This is a genomic window from Magnetococcales bacterium (assembly GCA_015232395.1).
GTDB lineage: Bacteria > Pseudomonadota > Magnetococcia > Magnetococcales > JADFZT01 > JADFZT01.
Map to the genome: position 1 here is coordinate 39065 of JADFZT010000012.1, position 19167 is coordinate 58231.

Genomic DNA, 19167 nt, shown 5'->3' on the forward strand with positions numbered 1-19167 from the left:
ATTTATCGGCTCGCTGTGAGCAGCCGGCCCTGATAGCGACTTTGCAGAGAGCGTACTTTTTGTACGTATCTGCGGGTAGCGGGGATGATCCGTGCGTTGGGCAGATCCCCCACCCGTGAACCGCCATTATAATAGGATAGCGCCAAGTTCACACGACCCTTGTAACGTTTCAGTAGTCGCGCCATAAAATGCAGCCCCAGGCGAATATTGATGCGGGGGTTCCAAAGGTCATCCGGGTGGATGCCATATTCGCTGGTGGAGGTGGCGGGCATGATCTGCATCACCCCTCGGGCTCCCTTGTGGCTTTCGCATTTGGGATTGAAGTCCGACTCGGTTTGAGCCATGGCCAGCGCCAGAGAGACCGGCACCCCCATCTTGACCGCTTCCCGGGCCACCATATTCATGATGCGTTCCCGCTCCTTGTTGGCAGCTTCGGCCTGATTGAGGGGTGAAAAAATTCCCAGCAGGAGAAAGCCGGTCAGGATGATCTGGATGGTTTTGTTAGGCATGATCCGCTCCTTGTTTCACCCTGATCAGAAAAAATAGCGCCGGTGTGGGGGGGGAGGCGGGGGCCGACGGCGAAAACGTGGTCTCTTTGGTGGGGGCTCCCAGCGCTCTTCGTAGACCACGGGGATTTCCACTTCGTCGTCATAAGGGGCAATCCAGATCTGCAGCACCTCTTCCCAGTCGCCATCATCCCGAGAGTCACGCCGTTTGCGGGCCTGCCAGCCGGTTTCATCCTCATCGCCGCTAAAGTGCTCCCCATCCGCGTCATCATTCCCCTCGTCGGGATCGATCCATTCTTGTGAATGATCCTGATAGCGATCTTCTTCATCCGATCTGTCCCAGTCGTTGGTATCGTCAGAGCGACTGGCGAGGGTATTGGATGATTTGGAGGGAATGGGGGGATTGTCGGAAGCCCACCAGGTGTCGCTGATGCCTTGCATGCCCTTCCAGACCCGCTGCTGTTCCAGATAGCGCATCTCCCAGCGGAGTACGGATTGGACAAATTTTTCGGTCTCGGGGAGGGTGGCGGGATCGGCTGCGAGTTTCAGATCCTGGGATTCGGCATAATAGTCAGCCAGGGCCGCTTCCCGCTCTCCCTGGTGAAGCTCCAGGAGCTGCTTGAGCCGATCGATACCCAGCTCGACATTTTTTTGTGGATCCCAGAGAATTTCGTCATCCACCTGATAGTGACGCTGGGCGGTTTCCGGGCGAATCTGCATCACACCCCGGGCGCCGTTTTGGCTGACGGTTTTTTCCTGAAAGTCCGACTCCACCTTGGCGAGCGCCAATCCCAGCGCCGGGGGAAGACCAGCCCGATGAGCCTCTTCCACCACCATCCGTTTGATCTCCACCCGGCTGGCGGAATAGGCCGTGGCAGTGGTGAGCAGGAGGGCCATCATGCCCATCAAGAGAATAAACCCCAAACCCCTTGCCAGGGTGATCTGCTTCTGATCTCCATTCATTGTGATTTCTCCTTCAAAACAGCCAGCCACTCCGGGGTCAACGCCGAAACAATCAGATCTCCCACCGGCACCTGACTACGTACAGCCAGGGCTTCGGACATGGGAATCTCGGGATCCAGAGCCAACACCACCCGCTCTCCTTCGGCGGGAACAACCTGAGCCGGGTCCACCGGTTGCAGCTCTTTATCCATGAACTGTCCGCTGTGATAGATGATCATCCGATCGATGGGTTTGACCCCGGAGCGTGATTGATTGGCGGGAGAGGCTGAGGCCTGAGCCAAAGCCGCCCCATCAGCAACCGTACCGTTGCCAGCCCCCATGGAGACCAGAGTCAATATCATGATGCTGAAAAATCCCATGGCCAGTGCCAGGGCGATTTCAGTCATGGCGTTGTTGGAGTGGTCCATGTCCATTGCTTTCCTTCCAGATGGGTGTGACTCGTCAGATGGTGAGACTCGATGTTTGGGGCTATGGAAGGGGGTGGGGGATTTTTGGTTGCACAAAATCTTGCATTCAGCGTTAATAATAATTTGTTTAAGAAGTTAATTTTTTGTACTATAATCCAGGTTCTTTGGGATTGTTTTGTTGTTATGGAATTTGTCTTTGTTTGGGGAAAGTTCTGTCTGAAGGTGTTTTGCATTAGGCGTCTGCATGTTTTGAGAAAGTTACAACTAAAGATGCGGAGAGTGCCGTGAGCATTCTAAGTAGGTGCGAAGCTTTTATTCGGTGTTGCAAAAAATATTTTGGTTTATTGATGCGTCTTCTTTGTCAGGAGTGGTTGGAAATATCGTTTGCCAGAAAGTATGCGGACGCTATGTCAGATAAAGGTAACCGTATGGTAAGTAATTATAAACTAATTGAAAATCTTTTTAGGAAAGCATAAAAGTCTCTCTCTAAGCGCAGGACTGTCACATTTTAAAGGTTATAATTTTTCTGCGAATGGAGCTGTTCGTTCAAGCACGATATTGGCAACAAAAGCAATTGGCAGGTGATTGAAATCAAGTCATGATGTTTTTTTTGCTGAGATTTTTTTATCTTCTCTCCCAGGGGCTGTAGTAATGCAGGAAAGTGTTCTTGCAGTTGGTAGTCTGATGAGTGATCCTATCTCTCGATCTGCATTAGAGTATTCCGGTAAAAAGGAGTCTCTCTCACGTAGGCAGGATCCGATGATTCCACTGCCGATTGTTTATATATTTAATCCTGATGAAACCGGGCCTTCCCAAACGTGTGAGCGCTGTTTTGCTGAAAAACAATATAAATTTCATGTAAAGGAGTGGAATATGATGGTCAAGTTCTGGTTCCTGAATATAATGATCGTGGTTGGCTAAAGAAGATTACTTGCTCATCACAAAAATACCCAATATTTCATCAAGAGATGCTTTGAGAGACAAGGAAATAGTGATTATTGGTGGCGCGCATGGAACCGGAACGGAGGCGATTGAACTGTTGCTTGACGATAATGATGTTTGCATGATCTATATGTAGAGACTGTTGGAAGAAATTTTTTTTAAGTTTTGATTCCGATCATTGAAATTGATCATGGCTTGGATTATAGGGTAGATAATCTCACGGGTCTTAACAGTTAACCGCAGTCCAGAAATTCTTGAAGCCCATAAAGACATGCATGTATATCAGGCAACAAAAGAATCACTGCTTGGCACAAAAAGACCATCTGTAAAAAAACATGAATCTGAAAGTAATTGATGCAGCACGTTTTGAAAAGATTCTGGAAGGTGAGGAGTTTGTATGCTTTGAGTCTTCAACTGAAAAGAAAAATAAATGGCTGCACATGATAGTGTTGCAGAGAAATATGGTATTGCAGGGAAAGAATACAATAACTAAACTCTAGACGCCAAAAACAACCCATAAAATCATTTTCTAGAGATGGTAGAGTTAAAGAGAGAGGTTGGAAAGCTAGAAAAAAATGATGAATAATTAAAAGATGAAAACAGTATTCTCCAAGAGCTTTACGCTGGTGAAGTGGAAGAGCGAATCATAACGGAAATAGCATTACACAAGAATATGGCCATCAATGAGAAATATGAAAAAGTCATTAAATAGGCTGCGGAGGTGTAACCGCACTATGACTGTGGCTCTTTACGCTACAGTCTTGCCCACCATTTTAAAAAATAGAAGCGACACGGCAAAACGCCCCAACTAATATACAAAAGTTGGGGTGGTAGGAGTGACAGAGAATTATATTCACATAGTAACAAGAAAGTGAACACCCTGGATTCAAAGAGTGATACATTCCGAAACGAACTCAGCTACAAAGTGTTGTGAGTTATGGCAAAATGAGGACAGAGTCCTGAACCAAGCTTACGAAATCAAGGGAATAGCAAGAAAAATGAAAGAAGAGAAATCATCCAACAATGGTCAAACACAACTCACAGTTGATGCGGCATATGCACAGGCTATCGACCATTTTAACGCTGAACGTTATACCGAGTCAGACAAGCTATGCACAGCGATTATCCAAGTGGTTCCTGTCCACATTGATGCAATAAATTTATTAGGTGTTATTGCTCAAAAACTTGATCGCTACGACTTGGCTGTCGATCAGTTTCAAAAAGCTATAAACATTGATAATAACAGAGCATTATTATACTACAATTTAGGGGCTTCATATTATCAACTGGGACGAATTGAAGAGGCTATCAAAGCTCTGAATACAGCTTTGGAAAGGGAACCTGGAAACAGCCAAATAATTAATTTTTTAAACGGCATAATCAGCAAGCAATGCCCTGATATTGGAATCAGTAATCAACAATATATAGAACAGACCACGAAATTCAGTTTTGACGGCAAAGAAACCAACCTATATGCAATCTTATCATACTCACGCTCTAATAATGTGGATGCTTATTTGATTTTGGATGCTGCTTTCAAGCAAGACGTATTAATGGCTAAAGAAAAAAGTTTGCTTTGTGGGTTTGTTGGTTTCGTCAAAGGCAAATCTAAATTGATCAAATCTCAACTTTACCAAGATGTTTTTGCTGCATATATCATAGGAGATAATTTCAAAAAGACTTTTCTTGAATTTGGAGCTACAGATGGGGTGTCTTTATCGAATACTTATTTGTTAGACATGCATATGGGATGGGATGGTATATTATGTGAGCCCAGCCCGCAATGGCATTCAGGATTAAAGAATAATAGAGCAAAAACAAAAATATTAACAGACTGCATTTGGACAAAAACTGGAGAGACTCTTGATTTCTTTATGTCAGATGTGGGAGTTCTATCAACTCTAGATTCTTTTAAGTATAGCGATATAAATTCTATGCCTGGGAATGCTTCAGCTCGTAATAAGGTCGGGAAAAAAATAAAAGTAAAAACAATTTCTTTGAATGATGTTGTAAGCCAGTATTATGAAGGAGTGGCTCCATCATATATTTCAGTCGATACAGAGGGGAGTGAATTTGATATAATTAGCTCGTTTGATTTTACTAATTATCGTCCAATCGTTTGGACTGTTGAGCATAATTTCACAACGCATCAGAAAAAAATTGATGAAATCATGTTGAAGAATGGTTATAAGAGGGTGTTTGAAAATATTACCTCATTCGATGCATGGTATGTTGATCAAGAGCACTACAATTATCTAAATCTACCAAAAGACCTGCCGTAGCTGTCTGGTCGTGTGTTGGTATATAGATAGAATGCGATCAGAAAGAAATGGCTTGAGCGAATGTTGTCAATTTTCAGCGACTATACTCTTGTGGTGACTACCGATATTTGGTTGAAGCAACTCGAGTAGATTGACTTTGATCTGTAAACGCCGCAGAGTGTTGTATTGCACATGAAATTCTGTATAATACTCCCGCTTGGTTTTGCTTGTGTCTGAAGCAGTTGATCTGAAATTGTTTTGTTTTTAGAGTAGATGTGTAGGATGGATTTCTGGAAAGAAATTATCCGACAGATTTTTTTGTTCAAAATATTGTGAGTGGTTTTTTTGATGTGTGTATAGAAGTGCGTATTGTATACAGCAGAATGAAATGAGCTGACCATGGGCGGATGGGGTTGTCCACACGAAGTGAACGGGCTGTGCAACAAGCTCGATAAGATACCTTGCGAGCCGGGGATCGTTGGCTGTGTGCTGGCGGGGCGGTTTCTTTTTAGCGAGGCCGATAAAAATCGCTCCCCCAGGCAAAAGCGCAAGAGAGAGCAGTTTGATTCATCGGATTCCAAACGGAAAAAGAGACGGCGGGATTAATTTTGGTAGCCGTTTTTTCCCAGCCACTCTCCCAAATGCTCCTGGAGCTGGGCTTGCTGCTCAGAGGATAAAATGCGCTGCCAATCCCCAGGCTGATTGTCAGAAACGTGCCCCGATTGAAAGCCGGTCTCCAGATCAAAGGCTCTGACCGTTTTATCGGTGTTCGCAGTCAACTCCTGCTGATCGATCTTTTCCCCCCGTTCTATCCGCTCCTCAACACCGATTTCAGTTTGGTGAAACAGATCGGCTACCTTCTTTTTCTGAAAGCGGTTTTCGATCTCAGCGATAGCCTTCTTCCCCGGTGTCAATCCCAAAAATTGGGCGATAGTGGCGATGGCCTCTCTGGGTTGATCGGTGATGGTGGAATAGTCCAGGTGCAGAATGATGTTGGGGAGAAAACCGCGATAGTGATCCACGATGCCGGTCATTTCTTGAGCCGCTAGAAGCCCCCTGGCAAAATCACAGCCCATAAAATGCATGAAGGAAACCATGGCATCCCGGGGATCCCGGTGGGGGGTGATGAAGCGGGAGTAAGGGACGCCGGGATGAACGCGGGAGTGGCTTTTGGTCACGGCGACCGTGTTGTCGGGGCCATTTTGAATCACCTCATGGGCGGCATCGATCATCCCCTGATCATTTTGCGGCACCTGTTTGGGCACCACCTCCAAGCCCCCTTGTTGGAGTAGGGCACGGGTGACGTTAAAGGTCCACATGGAGCCACATCGGGGAATGCTCGCTACCCAAACACACCGGTAATCCATATTTGATTATCCCTTTGATCCGTAAGGTAAAATTTGGCTTAGCTGATGTTCATGAAGAAGGGCTGGCCTCTTATACCCCTGACCATGGAAGCTTGAGAGACGACTTTCACAGTTAAGCCCGAAGCCTGCCTGAATAAATCCATAAGTTTACGCTATTCCGGCCAAATGAACCATGGCTGGAGTTTTTTCGCACTTGAATCGACCGTTACCCCCGCCCCCCTTATCACGGGATCAAACCGGGAGAGGGGGGCACCAGAGGGCTTTGGGGCGTTGGTGTCGATTTTTCAACTCAAAGTTTTTCTGGGTAATTTTTTTTCCAGGCCATAAGGGGCAGGCATGATTCGCAAGGGCAAATAATCCTAAATCCGGCAGTTGGGCGTGTGTGGCTGGTGCAGGATATTGGTTCGCATAGTGAATTGGGAGAAATCGCCGTCACCTTATTGGTCACAAGATTTTCTCCCGGTTTGCTTGGTGGATCAAGAAGCTGGGACATGTGCGTACGCCCAACTGCCGGATTTAGGATAATCCCGTTCAGCCCCTTGAAAGCCCACCCCTCGAAAGTTGAGGCAAGCTTTCTCAAAAAAAAATCAAAACCCTTATGTCTGACTATATCATCGACGACCTCAAGCGTACCTTGGTTCGGTTGGCTTGGGGTAAGGGGGGGCAAATAGGCGGCTCAGCAGCGGGGCAGACGAAGCTTGGTTTCCACTGTAGTTTTAGTGTTTTTATCTGGGTGGAGGTTCTTTTCGTCTGATTCAGCCGTCCCAATTTTAGGGTTTCGGGAAGGAGGAGGGTAGATTGCTTGGCCACGGATGTTCTTTGGGATCGGGATTTTTGAATCGAGCTTGTTTTTCGAAAAACAGATGATCATTCTCAAGATCCGGCACGCCAGATAAAAGACCGCATCATCTGAACTGGATTTGATGTTTCGAGCTGTATGACGTGTGTTACGGAATGCGGAAAATGAATCACAAAACGCAATACTGGCAGTTCAGACAGCAGAACATAGAATCCGGCTATGCCACCAAGGGGCATAGAGTGTCCAGATGAAATGGTCGGTTTTTCAATGGTCGAAAGGCTTTTCAATACGCTCAGCTTATTTGCCCTGTTTAGCCGTTTTTATTCGCCACATCTCTTCGTAGGCCTCTTCCAGGCTTCGGGTCATGTCTTGTGGGTCACACAACGGGGATGCAGCCATCTGTTGACGAAGCGTTTGCCGTTCTTCACTGCTCCTGGGTCCCTGGGCTGCCATTTCAACCGCCAGCGCCATATAGGCCTCCAAATTTTCAGCGCACCACTCTGGATGTCCCACCGCCGACAACAGGCTCAGGCTCATGCGTTCGACAAAATGGTTTCCTGCCAGGGTCACCACCGGAACGCCCATCCACAAAGTATCCGCCGTAGTGGTGGCGCCGGTATAGGGAAAAGTATCCAGGGCGATATCTATTTCTGAATACATACCCATGTGGTCGTTGTAGGTGGGAACTTTGGCAACGATGCGAATCCGTTCCGGTTTGACCCCGTGGCGGGTGAAATTTTCCAGCATTTTCTTGGTCAGGTGTGGGTCGGAAAAATCATTACTTTTCATTAACAAACGGGATCCATTAACTCTAAGCAATATTTGGCTCCAGGCATCAAGTATCTTTGGCGTGATTTTGCTCATGTTGTTGAAGGATCCAAAAACTACGTTCCCATCCTTCCGGGGGCTTTGTACGGGCTTGGGCAGACCGGCACGGGGTTGATAGCACATATAACAACGTGGCAGACGATGAAGCGTCTCGGAAGCCCACTGCATGTCATCGTGGGGGTGGATGGCGGTATCGGTGATCCAGTAATCCATGTTTTTCAAACCGGTGGTGGCAAAATAGCCCAGATAGGTGGCTTGAATCGGGGCTGGCTTGTAAGTGAAAGCCACTAGGCGGTTGTCAGCTGAATGGCCAGCCAGATCAACCAGGATATCGATTTGGTCCTCATAGATGGTCCGGGCCAGTTGTTCGTTACTCAACCCGACCGTCGAACGCCAAGTGTCCACCCGTGATTGCAATTTATACGTTGTTGCATCTGGCTTGGGTACTTCGGCATAGGCAAATATTTCAAACCGATTCCGATCATGGTTTTGCAAGATGGGCTCGATAAAATAACTGACAGCATGGGTTCGAAAATCAGGGGATACATAGCCGATCCGCAAGCGGTTTTTCGTCTCTCTTCCGGCCAAGTCATGGGAGAAAATTTTTTCTCGACCGACTTTGCCATGGATTCGGTCCCATTTTGTGTGGCTGTCGATAATTTTTGTTGGATTGTCGATGTGAAGATAATTGAGCATAAACAGATAATAGTTATGATGTTTTGCAGAATTTGGCTGGCGTTCATGGCCTTTTTGATAACAGATGATTGCCTGTTCCGGTTGACCACAACTCGCAAGGGCACGACCGAGATTGTGTAAGGCTTGGGTATGGTCTGGATCGAGAGAGAGCGCATGTTTGAAATGAGTGACCGAGTCACTTAACATGCCGGTTTCCCAAAGAGCGATGCCTAGGTTGTTGAGTATATCCGGTATGCCGGGTTTCAGAGTCAGGGCTTTGCGGAAACAGGGTATGGCCTTTTTGTAGTTGTTTTGTAACAGAAAGAGTTTGCCAAGATTATAATGGGTTTCGGCATGGTTGGGGCGGAGTGCTAGAGCGCTTTGAAAACAGTCAGCAGCCTGGGTGTGATCACCCTCTTTTTGAAAAATATTTCCCAAATTGAAATGTGCTTGGGGAATATTGGGCTCAAGTGTCAAAATTTGCTGGAAACAGGTTTTGGCCTCCTGGTTTTTGGCATTTTTTGCCAATACCATTCCAAGATGGAGAAGTGCTTTGATATCTTTGGGGTTGAGGGCAAGGGATCTGTTGAAACAGGCAGTTGCCTCCTCAAGCTGTCCTGTTTCCTGAAGAGAGCGACCGAGAGCCAGGTGAAGTTCCGGCAGATCGGGGTGCAGGTGCAAGGCATTTTGTAAACTTTCAATAGCTTGGGGATGTTTGTTTAACTGTTGCCAAGTTGATCCCAGGTTGACGTGGGCCTCCAAATAATCCGGTTTGAGAAATATGGCTTGTTCAAAGCTGTTGACAGCCTGCTCCAGTTTTCCGGTGCTTACCAAGGCATTGCCCAGGTTTAGGTGGAGGTTGGGAACATTGGGGCGGACCTGGATGGCTTTGCTGATCAAGCTTACGGCCATTTCATGATGGCCCGTCTGTTGAGAAAGAATTCCGAGGAGGTGGTTGGCGTCGGGATGGTTGGGGCTGGCCTGCAATATTTGTCGATAAATGGTTTCAGCCTGTTGCAAACGACCTGATTTTTGATGGCCTAATGCCAAGTTTATGGCCTCAGGAAGAGTCAGAGTGTTTTGGTCGCTCACAGAAGATCCTTGTGTTTGATTGCTGATTTTAATCTGTTAACGGTGCCACACCCGCACATCTGGGGAAAGGCATTTTCCTGTCGGCAGATAAAATTATCCGGGTCACACAAGGAGAGCGACAGGGACTCGTCAAAGTCGGTGGCCTGACTCGATTCTCACAGCCCAAGCAGCCTGAGTGCTCGCCATGGCTGGGCGGCGAGATCCCTGGTAGCGGCAGCGATGTTGGAGGCTCCAGCCATTTTGAGGAGGCCGATGACGAAGTTTTGTAGGGCCGCCATTACCAAGGGGCCGTGACCGGTTCTGACCTGGGATCGGTCCTCGTCGAAAGTCACATCGCGGATGTAATGAAGGCTGTTCTCGATAGACCAATGACCACGATTGGCGGCCAGGAGACGTTGCGGAGATCCCTTCACCGGACTGAGGCTGGTAATGCCGTGACGGTCTCAGCGGTGGTATTGCCGGATTTGATGCGTCGCCCTCTGTGCCATGATAGCGAGACACTGAACCCCTGATGATTTAGTGTAGGGCGGGGAGGTGAAAAACTGTGAAGACCAAAACCGTACAATTGGTTTTGCCAACCGAAGATCGTCCTGATCCTGAAGTCCCTGGAAAAGTGCGTCGAAGAAGGTTTTCAGCAGCCTACAAACGCCAGATTCTGGACCAAGTCGACCGATGTGCCGAACCGGGTGGAATCGGCTCTTTGCTGCGTCGAGAGGGGTTGCATTCTTCGCATCTGACCAAATGGTGACAGCAGCGTGAAGAAGGCGTGTTGAACGGTTTATCCCCTCGGAAACGTGGAAGGAAATGGATCACCTTTAACAACTATACAAGTGAAAAATGATTGCACCTGTTTGGGTGGTTGCCACCTACACCATCATCGAATTTGGTCGGAAAAAGGCCGCCGGAGTGGCTCGGAAAAGGGTGCCAATCTGCTTTTTCTTTCCGGATGAAGGTTATTTCCAATCCTCATCGACTGTCAACAACGTCTCCCTCTCCACAGCGTCTTGATGGGGTTTGATCTGGGGGAGGTGACCAACTGAGTGATTGATTGAGTGAGGGGGGAAGGGTCTGTCCAGTCACCCGTGGGGAGCAACCGGATACGGACCAATAGTCCCCCATGTTGGTCTATCGCGATGGATTCAGGAATCCATCACGGCCACGCGAGTCAGTTCCTGAAAATCAATTTTTCCCTGCAACATTTTAATGAGGCCGTCTTGAGGCATCGTACGCTGTCCTTGCTTTGCAACTGCTTGACGTAACAAACCACTGCTCTCCTTGAGACGGATCATTTGACGCAGGCTGCTGGAGTTGACAAACAGTTCGTATAACGCGGTTCTTTTTTTGTAGCCACTGAAGTTGCATTGGTTGCATCCGGAAGCCTTATAGATCAATGGTGGCTTGGATTGTGGCAGCCCCATGGAAGTCAAAACCTCCTTCAGGCCGTTTTTGTTCATGAAACGGAATTCCAGAGGTGTTGGTGGGATGGATGTTTTGCAGTTGCTGCATAACAGGCGTACCAATCTCTGTGAAATAATCCCCAGCAGAGAATCGGCCAAAATATTGGAGTCCAGCCCCATATCCATCAGCCGGGTGATACTTTCCACCGCTGAATTGGCGTGCAGAGTGGAGAGTACCAGATGGCCGGTCAGCGAAGCTTTGACCGCCATCTGGGCGGTTTCCAGATCCCGCATTTCACCCACCATGACCACATCCGGGTCAGCGCGCAGCAGGGATCTTAATACCTTGGAAAAATCAAGACCCGTAGCTGAATTGGTCTGAACCTGGCGCAGGCCATCCTGGATGATTTCCACTGGATCTTCGACAGTCCAAATGACCTTGTCAGGTGAATTAAGGCGTTTTAACAGGGCGTGGAGAGTTGTTGTTTTTCCTGACCCCGTCGGACCTGCGGTAAGGATCAGTCCATGAGGGGTGCGGATGAGTTTTTCAAGGCTAGAAAAATTATCCGGCGTCAGATCCAGCATGTCCATATCGATGTGGTGAGCCGCTGTTGAAAAACGCAACACTGCTGATTCACCATGAACGGTTGGCAAAATGGCCACGCGCATTTCCACTGTAACTCCATTGATTTTTACAAATATTTTTCCATCCTGAGGAGTGCGGCGTTCAGTGATGTCAAGGCTCGCCAATACTTTTATTCGAGAAATGGTCGGTGACAACAAAATGGCTGGCAGTGTGGTCAAATGCTGGCAGACGCCGTCCACTCTTAATTTGACCGACATGGGTTTGGGAGAGGCCTGAGGTATCAGATGAAGGTCTGAGCCCCGGTTTTTTTTCGCCAAAATAATCAGTTGGTTGATGATGCGTGATACCAGAGATTCCTGACTGGCCTGATCGAGAGGGGATTCCTTTGGAAATTCCAGCGAAGCCACCTCCTTGGCAATCGATTTTTCCAGCTCTTGCAACTCATCCAGGAAGGATCTATCCAGCACCTGACCACTGGATAGGTAACGTTCGATATCCTCTTCCAGTCCGACCCGGAATATGTAGCTGTGTGCCCCAAGATGGCGCTCAATCTCCAAAATTCGTTCGACATCACTGGGGTCGTCAATCAAAATTTCAGCAAGTTTCCGGTTTCCCCCGATGGGAACAAAGCGATTGTGAGCCATCCATTTTTTATTGAGGCCCTGCACCAGATCCTGGGGAATATCCCGGTCTGGGTCGTAACCTACCCACGTCGTTTGATAAAACCGCTCCAAGGATCGCCCGACATCCCAGCTGGAGATGTCTTCTTGACCAGTCAAAAGGCGGCTTGGAGCCATTTCTTGCTGTTCCGCTTGCGTCAATACGGCAGCCAGTCGCTTTTTGTCGATTTTTTTGCTTAGAACGAGTTGTTCAAAGGGAGAGCTGGTCCCGGCCATTTCATATCTGAATTTTTGTCCTAAAAAATCGGCAATAATTTTGGCTTTCCAGGGGTCTGCATGGACAAAATCCCCGTCGAAGCGGTTGTATATCTGGATGATGCCCACCAGAATGGGGCCGCTGAGGATCGGAACGCATAAAATGGATTGAATTCTGACGTCCAGAATTTTCTCCAATATACTCTCATTCGGAAGATCCTCTTTGTGTTTACGCTGCTTTTTGTGGATTGAAAAGTCAGAGATAACAAGACGCTTTTGTGTTAAAGCGACATATCCTTCCAGGGATTTGGGGCCAGGATAGAACGATAGCTCTTTTTTTGTTTCGAGATCCTGTTTTTTGGCATGAAACTCCCCATTTTGACCACGTTTATAAATAAAACACCCCTCTGCTGGAATGATTTTCAGAATGTCTTCTTCTATTTTGTTTTGGATTTGGAAAAAACTACGTGCGTAGTGGAGCTTGATGAGGAGTTGGTGCAATAAAAAATGGGTATTGATGTCAACGGGGCCGTGATGCCCTTGAATCCGATTGTGAAAACCGTCACAAATCGGAGGGTTTCTGGTTTTCCCACAGGTACATAGAAACGATTCGGAGCTGGAAAGTCCATCCAGGTTTCCACACTCCGAAGTGGGGTGCAGGGTGGGGGGAGTGTCCGACTGTGGTCCAGGCATGGCCGTCAACTATCCTCGGCTAAAAGGTGTTTCAAGTAGATTTTTGCTATTATAGAATTAAAAATGAATAGAGAAGTCTGGTTGAAAACAGCATCTGATCGCTTTTAAAGTGGCATCATGACGTTATCATGATTGTTTGTATTGGGCCTCTTTTTTTTGTTCTCAGTCAATAATGGATTTAATTTTTTCCAGATCCGATTTGTACTTTTCCTGAAGTCTAATCAGTATTCTTTTTTGGTTCCTGTTTTTTTTCCCCATGTTATTAGCCCGTACCAGTTTAGGTGGTGGAGAGCCTGTTGGGAATGGTTGTTTCATGATTGATTCTTTTCTTGCCACAGGGTGCGATAGGCTTTTTCCATGTGGCGGGTTAGATCTACGGCGTCGTAGAGGGGGGAGGCGGCTACCTGATGGTGGAGTGCCAAACGGTCGGTATCGCTTCGGGGGCCTTTTTGAGCCAGCTGTTGGGCGATCTCCACATAGCGATCTTCATTTTCAGCAATGAGATCTACCCGACCGATGGCGGTTAGCATGCTGAGGCTCATGCGTTCGATAAAATGATCCCCGGCCAGGGTGACCACCGGCACCCCCATCCACAAGGTGTCCGTCGAGGTGGTACCACCGGTGCAGGGAAAGGGGGCCAGAGCGATATCCATCTCCCCATACAGAGCCATATGCTCGGCGTAGCCTGATACCGGAGAGGTGAGGGTCAGGCGCTCGGGGCCAATGCCGTGCTGGGCAAAGCGGGCGAGGAGGTTTTGTTGTTGATGGGGATCTTTCAGCTGTCTGGTTTTCAGAAGCAGCGTCGCTTCCGGCACCCCCTTGAGCAATCGACTCCAGAGGGCGACCACGGGCGGGGTGATTTTTCTGAGATTATTGAAGGAGCCAAACACCACGCCCCGTGGGTTATCCCTTCTTCGAAGATGCGGCTCGGGGCAATCAGGGTTGGGTAGATAGCTGATCCAGCAGCGGGGCAGGCGATGGATCTTTTCGGTGGTCTGCTCCGGGGTTGTTTCGGGGTGGAGGGCGTGGTCGGTGAGCCAATAGTCCATCGCTGAGAGGCCGGTGGTGGTAAAATAACCCAGATAGGTCACCTGTACCGGGGCTGGGCGATAGGTAAAAGTTCCCAGTCGATTGTGGGCGGTGTGGCCTGCCAGATCCACCAAAATGTCGATGCCATCCTTCCGGATCAATTGGGCCAGCTCCCGGTCACCAAGACCCACGGTAGAGCGCCATTGGTGGGTCAGGCCCTTGAGCCGTTCGGTAATCTCATCGTGCTTGGCCACTTCGGCATACCCCACCACCTGGAATACCTCCCGGTCGTGGGCTTTGAGAATCGGTTTGATAAAATGATGAACCGCGTGGTTGCGAAAATCCGGGGAGACATGGCCGATTCACAAGGGTTTTTTGTCTGGACTCCCAGGGGTATGGGGATGCAAAGGGGAGAGGCGGCCTGCTTCCCCATGGATCCGATCCCACTCCCGGTGGGCTTCGAAAACCTCAAGAGGTGTGCCCTGGCGCAGATAGCTCAACAAAAAAAGCAGATTGTTGCGGGCCTCCCCATGGTCGGGTTGTTGGGTGAGGGCCTGTTTAACCTAAATCCGGCAGTTGGGCGTGTGTGGCTGGTGCAGAATATTGGTTCGCATAGTGAATTGGGAGAAATCGCCGTCACCTTATTGGTCACAAGACTTTCTCCCGATTTGCTTGGTGGATCAAGAGGCTGGGGCATGTACGTACGCCCAACTGCCGGATTTAGGTTTAAAGCTGGCCGTGGCTGCTTGCAGATCTCCTTGATCCAGAAAAGCATTGCCGAGATTGTTCAACGCTTCAGGGTAGTGGGGTTTCAGGGAGAGGGCGGTCTGTAAGCTGGCCATAGCCTGATCGAGCTTGCCCTGATCCTGGAGGGCGCAGCCCAGGCTATAGTGGATCTCCCCCATGTGGGGGTTGGTTGGAGCGCCTGTTGGAAGCTCTCCACCGCCTTGGCCGGGCGTTTCAGCTCTCGATAGGCGCTGCCCAGATTGATGTGGGCTTCCAGGTGGTCAGGCTTGAGGTCGATCACCTTTTGAAAAGCGGTTACGGCCTCTTTGAATCGGCCCAGAGCGGTGAGGGCGTTGCCCAGATTATAGTGGGCATTGGCAAATTGGGGCTTGGATTGCAGGGTTTTTTGCAGCCATCCAACCGCAGCCGCGTTGTTGCTCATCTGAATGGCGAGGGAACCCATTAAAAAATTGGCGTCGGGATGGTTGGGCTTCGCCTTTAATATCTGTCGATAGATGCCTTCCGCCTGTTGCAGCCGTCCTGCCCGATGGTGGCTCTGGGCCAGTTTCAGGGCTTCGGGGAGGGTGAGAGAGCGTTGAGTCGCCACGGGTATTCCTTGGATGTAAAATTTTGACTGGGCCTTGGGATTCTCATGCTGATCTTTGATGGGTCTTGTATTATCTTGTTCGTATTATGAAGTTCCTGTTATGTACTGCGTGTTATCTGTTTCTTGGGATTTATTGCACCATTCCTGCCATAGAGAGCGGAACGTCTGTTCCAGATCCCGGGAAAACCCCTGCCCATCACAGAGGGGGGAGTTCCACATTTTTTCACGTAGTCCGGATCGCATCTCTTCCAGCTGGGTGGGATTGTTGGCAAGTTCTACCGCGATGTCGATATTCCCTTCGATGCTTGTCGCCACCAGGGAGGGTAGTCCCACCCGACCGATCAAGCTGCCAGCAACCCGCCCGGCATGGCATTCCCCCAGTAGAGTCACTACCGGAAGCCCCATCCACATCGCCTCACAGGTGGTAGTGACACCATTATAGGGGAAGGGGGCCAGAGCGATATCCCCTTCACCATATTGGCTCAGATGGGGAAAGGTGGATTCCGCCCAGGAGATCAACTGAATCCGCTCCCAGGCAACGCCTCCTTCTTCGAAGAGCTTTTGATAACGACTTCGTACCTCAGGACAAGTCGTCGCGCTGTTTTTTAAGATCAGATCAGCCGGGCAGTGGGAACCCGATTGAGAATGGTGCTCCAGGTTTGGATCACCCGGGGGGTGATTTTGGCCAGGCTGTTGAAACTGAGAAAGGTGATGCGGCCAACTCCTTTGGAGGGGGGGAGTGATATCCGGGGCTTCCCGGGGGGAGTGATAGCAGTGAAAGCCGTTGGGGAGGCGGATCAGTTTTTCACTGGCCCATTGATCGGACACCCCGGGAGGGTCGGCAATGGCGTCGGTGAAGCGATAGTCCATGGCATCAAGCCCTGTGGTATCAGGATAACCGAGCCAGTTTACCTGAACGGGGGCGGGCTTGGCGGCAAAGAGCTTCAGACGGGGGGTGCCGGTATGGCCGGATAGATCCACTAAAATATCAATACCGTCCCGTTGAATCAGCTCCCGGGCTTGGTGATCTGAAAGAGCAGCGATGTTCTGCCAGCTGGAGGTCATCGATTTAAGGTGTTGGGTGGTAGCGTCTTCCCCGGGGGCGGTGGCATAGGCGTGGATTTGAACTTGCTCCCCATCGAGAGCGGCCAGGGGGGCTGCCAAAAAATAGCTCACTGAATGGCCGCGCAAATCTCCGGAGACCAGCCCCACCCTGAGAAGTTTATCGGGGTGGGGATCATTGGGGTGGTGGCTCATGGGGAGGATATCAGGGCCGATCTGCTGTCGCTGCCACTGCCGATGTTCCTGAAAAAGTGGCTCGGGATCCGTGGTGTCGTAGTGAAGCACGTGGAGGAGATTGGAGTGGGCATCGGTAAAATCAGGCTGGAGCGCCAAGGCCTGGCGGTAGCTGGCCACCGCTTCTCCCGCCAGCCCCTGATCCTGGAGGGCGTTGCCCAGGTTATAGTGGGCTTTGGTATAGTCCGGCTTCAGCTTGATCGCCTGACGATAGCTGGTGGCCGCCTGGGCCAGCTCCCCTTTTTTCAGCAGGGCGTTGCCGAGATTGTTGTGGCTCTGGGCATGGTCGGGTTTCAGCATCAGGGCGTGGCGAATGCTGGCGATGGCGGCATCCACCATTCCTTGGGCCAAAAGGGTGTTGCCGAGATTGTTGTGAATTTCGGCAAAGCCCGGCTGCTACTGTAATATGCGCCGAAAGCAGCTGATCGCTTGATCAAATCGTAGCTGGTTTTTGCAGGTATTGCCCAGCTGCAAAAGGGCGTTGAGATGATTCGGCTGTTTGGTGAGAATGCGTTCATAGCATGCGGCCCCTTGATCCAACCGACCTTGGCTTTGATGGAAGGTTACCCAGTTTCATGAGGGTCTGGGGATGATCCGGGTCGAGGGCAAGCTCCTTTTGAAAACAGTCCGCTGCTTCGGTCATCTTTCCCTGGGCCAGCAACACTTCCCCCAGATGGCCGTTGGCTCCGGGGCGGTTCGGTTGTTGAGCCAGGGTTTTTTGAAGGCGCTCAGCTGCCAGGGTGTGGTGGCCCGACAGCAAGGCAGCTACCCCGGAGAGATGGTTGGCAGCGGGATGGTTGGGTTGGGCTGCCAACACTTGTGCATAGATGTTTTGGGCCTCTCCCAGACGACCGGCCCGCTGGTGTTCCAAGCCCTTTTTTAGAGCTTGGGGGATGGTCATGGTGGCGGGTTTGTTCAAAAAGTTTTTCCTTGTGCGCCGGTTGAAGGGCGGTTCGTTCAAATCGGTTTAAGAAGGGGGAGAAGCCCGGATCAAAAGAGAACGGTTTGGTGATGGATTCAAAAGAAACCGGGTGAGTGATCGGTGCGTTCGATTTTTTTTCCCAAATCCCCCCGGAAACTTTTTTGTTTTCCTTATTTTAGGGTTCAAGTAAACTTGATGAAACCTTTGATTCACTTGTTGATCAGCAAATGGCACGGGTGAAGAAGGGGTGGCTTGTGGGAACCACTGCCGGGGGGGCAGCCAGGGGATCGGCCATTCTCGGACAGATGGATAGATGACGGGCCATTCGTTATACCAATCAGGCCTATCAACCGTCGAAAGGGTCAGCCCCAGATGGAATTTATCTCGTTATTGAGCGATCACCTCAATCTGATCATTCTTCTCTTGGCCGGTTTTTTCGGCGTTCGTCTTTTTAATCGGCTGGTGCGACTCAACAACTATTGCAAGAATGCCTTTTCCCAAATCGATGTCCAGCTCAAAAGACGCCACGACCTGATTCCGAATTTGGTGGAGAGCGCCAAGGCCTATCTGAAACACGAGCAGAAGACTCTGGAAGCGGTGATTTCAGCCCGCAACAGGGCCAGCTCCGCCCTGAAAAAATCGGGCTCTTCCCCCACCAGCGAATCCATGAAAGGGGTGATGGGGGCGGAAGCGATGCTGGGGCAGGCTTTGGGGGGGCTCTTTGCGGTGATGGAAAACTATCCCGACCTCAAGGCTGATCAGACCATGGACCGCCTGATGGAGGAGTTGACCGCCACTGAAAATCGTATCGCCTTTGCCCGTCAGGCCTTCAACGATGCCGCGACCGATTTTAACACCCAGCGGGAAACCTTTCCGGATCTGATCCTGGTGCGCCTGTTCAACTTTAAGGAATCCCCCTTGTGGGAGATCTCCGACGATAATGAACGCCGGTCAGCATCCGTCTCTTTTGATCGCTGAACAGCTTCAGGAGGTTATCTCCAAGTCGGCTAAGCCCAGTTAAGTCCCATGACCACTGCTCCGGCTGGAAGCTCTCAGCGGTTTGATTGACTCTCCTCGGAGCCTGTGGCAATAGGTCGATTTTGGTCGTAAGGCTTGGCTTACAGTTTTTGAGAATCGTAGCATATTCAGGCTATGTGAGACTCGCAGAAAGCTGTATAACGCTGCATCAAGGCCAA

Annotated in this window: 17 protein-coding genes and 1 pseudogene; 5 read left to right on the forward strand and 13 right to left on the reverse strand. The window is 49.7% G+C overall.

Annotated features, from left to right (window positions below; genetic code table 11):
- Positions 1-2: 2 nt before the first annotated feature.
- Genes HQL52_05545 through HQL52_05555 form a run of 3 tightly spaced genes read right to left on the reverse strand, consistent with a single transcriptional unit; the run spans position 3 to position 1876 of the window.
- Positions 3-509 carry a lytic transglycosylase domain-containing protein gene (locus HQL52_05545; protein ID MBF0368908.1) on the reverse strand — a complete coding sequence of 169 codons (507 nt, stop codon included), beginning with the start codon at positions 507-509 and terminating at the stop codon, positions 3-5.
- 24 nt (positions 510-533) lie between these two features.
- Positions 534-1469 (reverse strand): transglycosylase SLT domain-containing protein, encoded by a 936-nt coding sequence (locus HQL52_05550; GenBank protein ID MBF0368909.1) that lies wholly within the window; start codon positions 1467-1469, stop codon positions 534-536.
- Positions 1466-1876, reverse strand: a complete 411-nt coding sequence (locus tag HQL52_05555; protein ID MBF0368910.1) for a hypothetical protein — start codon at positions 1874-1876, stop codon at positions 1466-1468. Before HQL52_05555 ends, HQL52_05550 begins: the two co-directional genes overlap by 4 nt.
- Positions 1877-2461: 585 nt before the next feature.
- On the opposite strand from HQL52_05555, the gene HQL52_05560 reads away from it, so the two are divergent.
- The 3 genes from HQL52_05560 (at position 2462) to HQL52_05570 (ending at position 5100) form a co-directional block, all read left to right on the forward strand.
- Positions 2462-2797: a hypothetical protein gene (locus tag HQL52_05560; GenBank protein ID MBF0368911.1), complete on the forward strand. Its 336-nt coding sequence runs from the start codon at positions 2462-2464 to the stop codon at positions 2795-2797.
- Positions 2790-2954: a hypothetical protein gene (locus HQL52_05565; GenBank protein MBF0368912.1), complete on the forward strand. Its 165-nt coding sequence runs from the start codon at positions 2790-2792 to the stop codon at positions 2952-2954. The genes HQL52_05560 and HQL52_05565 overlap by 8 nt, the downstream gene beginning before the upstream one ends.
- A gap of 862 nt (positions 2955-3816) precedes the next feature.
- The gene (locus HQL52_05570) at positions 3817-5100 is read left to right on the forward strand and encodes a tetratricopeptide repeat protein (GenBank protein ID MBF0368913.1); all 1284 of its coding nucleotides are present in this window, start codon (positions 3817-3819) and stop codon (positions 5098-5100) included.
- A 581-nt stretch (positions 5101-5681) separates the two neighbouring features.
- Here the strand turns inward: HQL52_05570 and HQL52_05575 are convergent.
- From HQL52_05575 to HQL52_05585, 3 genes and pseudogenes are all read right to left on the reverse strand, one after another.
- Positions 5682-6398: a sulfotransferase domain-containing protein gene (locus tag HQL52_05575; GenBank protein MBF0368914.1), complete on the reverse strand. Its 717-nt coding sequence runs from the start codon at positions 6396-6398 to the stop codon at positions 5682-5684.
- A gap of 1144 nt (positions 6399-7542) precedes the next feature.
- Positions 7543-9840, reverse strand: coding sequence for a tetratricopeptide repeat protein (locus HQL52_05580; protein ID MBF0368915.1), 2298 nt, complete (start codon positions 9838-9840; stop codon positions 7543-7545).
- 155 nt (positions 9841-9995) lie between these two features.
- Positions 9996-10217: pseudogene (locus HQL52_05585) on the reverse strand (transposase).
- Positions 10218-10677: 460 nt separating this feature from the next.
- Here HQL52_05585 and HQL52_05590 point away from each other — a divergent pair.
- Entirely contained in the window at positions 10678-10848 is a 171-nt protein-coding gene (locus HQL52_05590) for a hypothetical protein (protein MBF0368916.1), read from the forward strand.
- A 131-nt stretch (positions 10849-10979) separates the two neighbouring features.
- Here the strand turns inward: HQL52_05590 and HQL52_05595 are convergent, their stop codons facing one another.
- The 7 genes from HQL52_05595 to HQL52_05625 form a co-directional block, all read right to left on the reverse strand.
- Positions 10980-12896, reverse strand: coding sequence for a type II/IV secretion system protein (locus HQL52_05595; protein MBF0368917.1), 1917 nt, complete (start codon positions 12894-12896; stop codon positions 10980-10982).
- 806 nt (positions 12897-13702) lie between these two features.
- Positions 13703-14692, reverse strand: coding sequence for a hypothetical protein (locus HQL52_05600; GenBank protein ID MBF0368918.1), 990 nt, complete (start codon positions 14690-14692; stop codon positions 13703-13705).
- Between the two features lie 408 nt (positions 14693-15100).
- On the reverse strand, positions 15101-15325 hold the full coding sequence (locus HQL52_05605; protein ID MBF0368919.1) for a tetratricopeptide repeat protein: 225 nt from the start codon (positions 15323-15325) through the stop codon (positions 15101-15103).
- Positions 15232-15753 (reverse strand): tetratricopeptide repeat protein, encoded by a 522-nt coding sequence (locus HQL52_05610; GenBank protein MBF0368920.1) that lies wholly within the window; start codon positions 15751-15753, stop codon positions 15232-15234. The genes HQL52_05605 and HQL52_05610 overlap by 94 nt, the downstream gene beginning before the upstream one ends.
- An 84-nt stretch (positions 15754-15837) precedes the next feature.
- On the reverse strand, positions 15838-17400 hold the full coding sequence (locus HQL52_05615) for a tetratricopeptide repeat protein (protein MBF0368921.1): 1563 nt from the start codon (positions 17398-17400) through the stop codon (positions 15838-15840).
- A 45-nt stretch (positions 17401-17445) separates the two neighbouring features.
- Positions 17446-17589: a hypothetical protein gene (locus HQL52_05620; GenBank protein ID MBF0368922.1), complete on the reverse strand. Its 144-nt coding sequence runs from the start codon at positions 17587-17589 to the stop codon at positions 17446-17448.
- Positions 17564-17968, reverse strand: coding sequence for a tetratricopeptide repeat protein (locus HQL52_05625; GenBank protein ID MBF0368923.1), 405 nt, complete (start codon positions 17966-17968; stop codon positions 17564-17566). The genes HQL52_05620 and HQL52_05625 overlap by 26 nt, the downstream gene beginning before the upstream one ends.
- Before the next feature lie 375 nt (positions 17969-18343).
- Between HQL52_05625 and HQL52_05630 the strand changes: the two genes are divergently transcribed.
- Entirely contained in the window at positions 18344-18949 is a 606-nt protein-coding gene (locus HQL52_05630) for a LemA family protein (GenBank protein MBF0368924.1), read from the forward strand.
- The last annotated feature ends 218 nt before the right edge of the window (positions 18950-19167 follow it).

What these genes read in the sequence shown, in the direction of transcription:
- HQL52_05555 (MBF0368910.1), bottom strand. Translation starts at nt 1,876, where the DNA reads ATGGACCACTCCAACAACGCCATGACTGAAATCGCCCTGGCACTGGCC.
- HQL52_05550 (MBF0368909.1), bottom strand. Translation starts at nt 1,469, where the DNA reads ATGAATGGAGATCAGAAGCAGATCACCCTGGCAAGGGGTTTGGGGTTT.
- HQL52_05570 (MBF0368913.1), top strand. Translation starts at nt 3,817, where the DNA reads ATGAAAGAAGAGAAATCATCCAACAATGGTCAAACACAACTCACAGTT.
- HQL52_05605 (MBF0368919.1), bottom strand. Translation starts at nt 15,325, where the DNA reads ATGGGGGAGATCCACTATAGCCTGGGCTGCGCCCTCCAGGATCAGGGC.
- HQL52_05630 (MBF0368924.1), top strand. Translation starts at nt 18,344, where the DNA reads ATGGAATTTATCTCGTTATTGAGCGATCACCTCAATCTGATCATTCTT.
- HQL52_05545 (MBF0368908.1), bottom strand. Translation starts at nt 509, where the DNA reads ATGCCTAACAAAACCATCCAGATCATCCTGACCGGCTTTCTCCTGCTG.
- HQL52_05575 (MBF0368914.1), bottom strand. Translation starts at nt 6,398, where the DNA reads ATGTGGACCTTTAACGTCACCCGTGCCCTACTCCAACAAGGGGGCTTG.
- HQL52_05590 (MBF0368916.1), top strand. Translation starts at nt 10,678, where the DNA reads ATGATTGCACCTGTTTGGGTGGTTGCCACCTACACCATCATCGAATTT.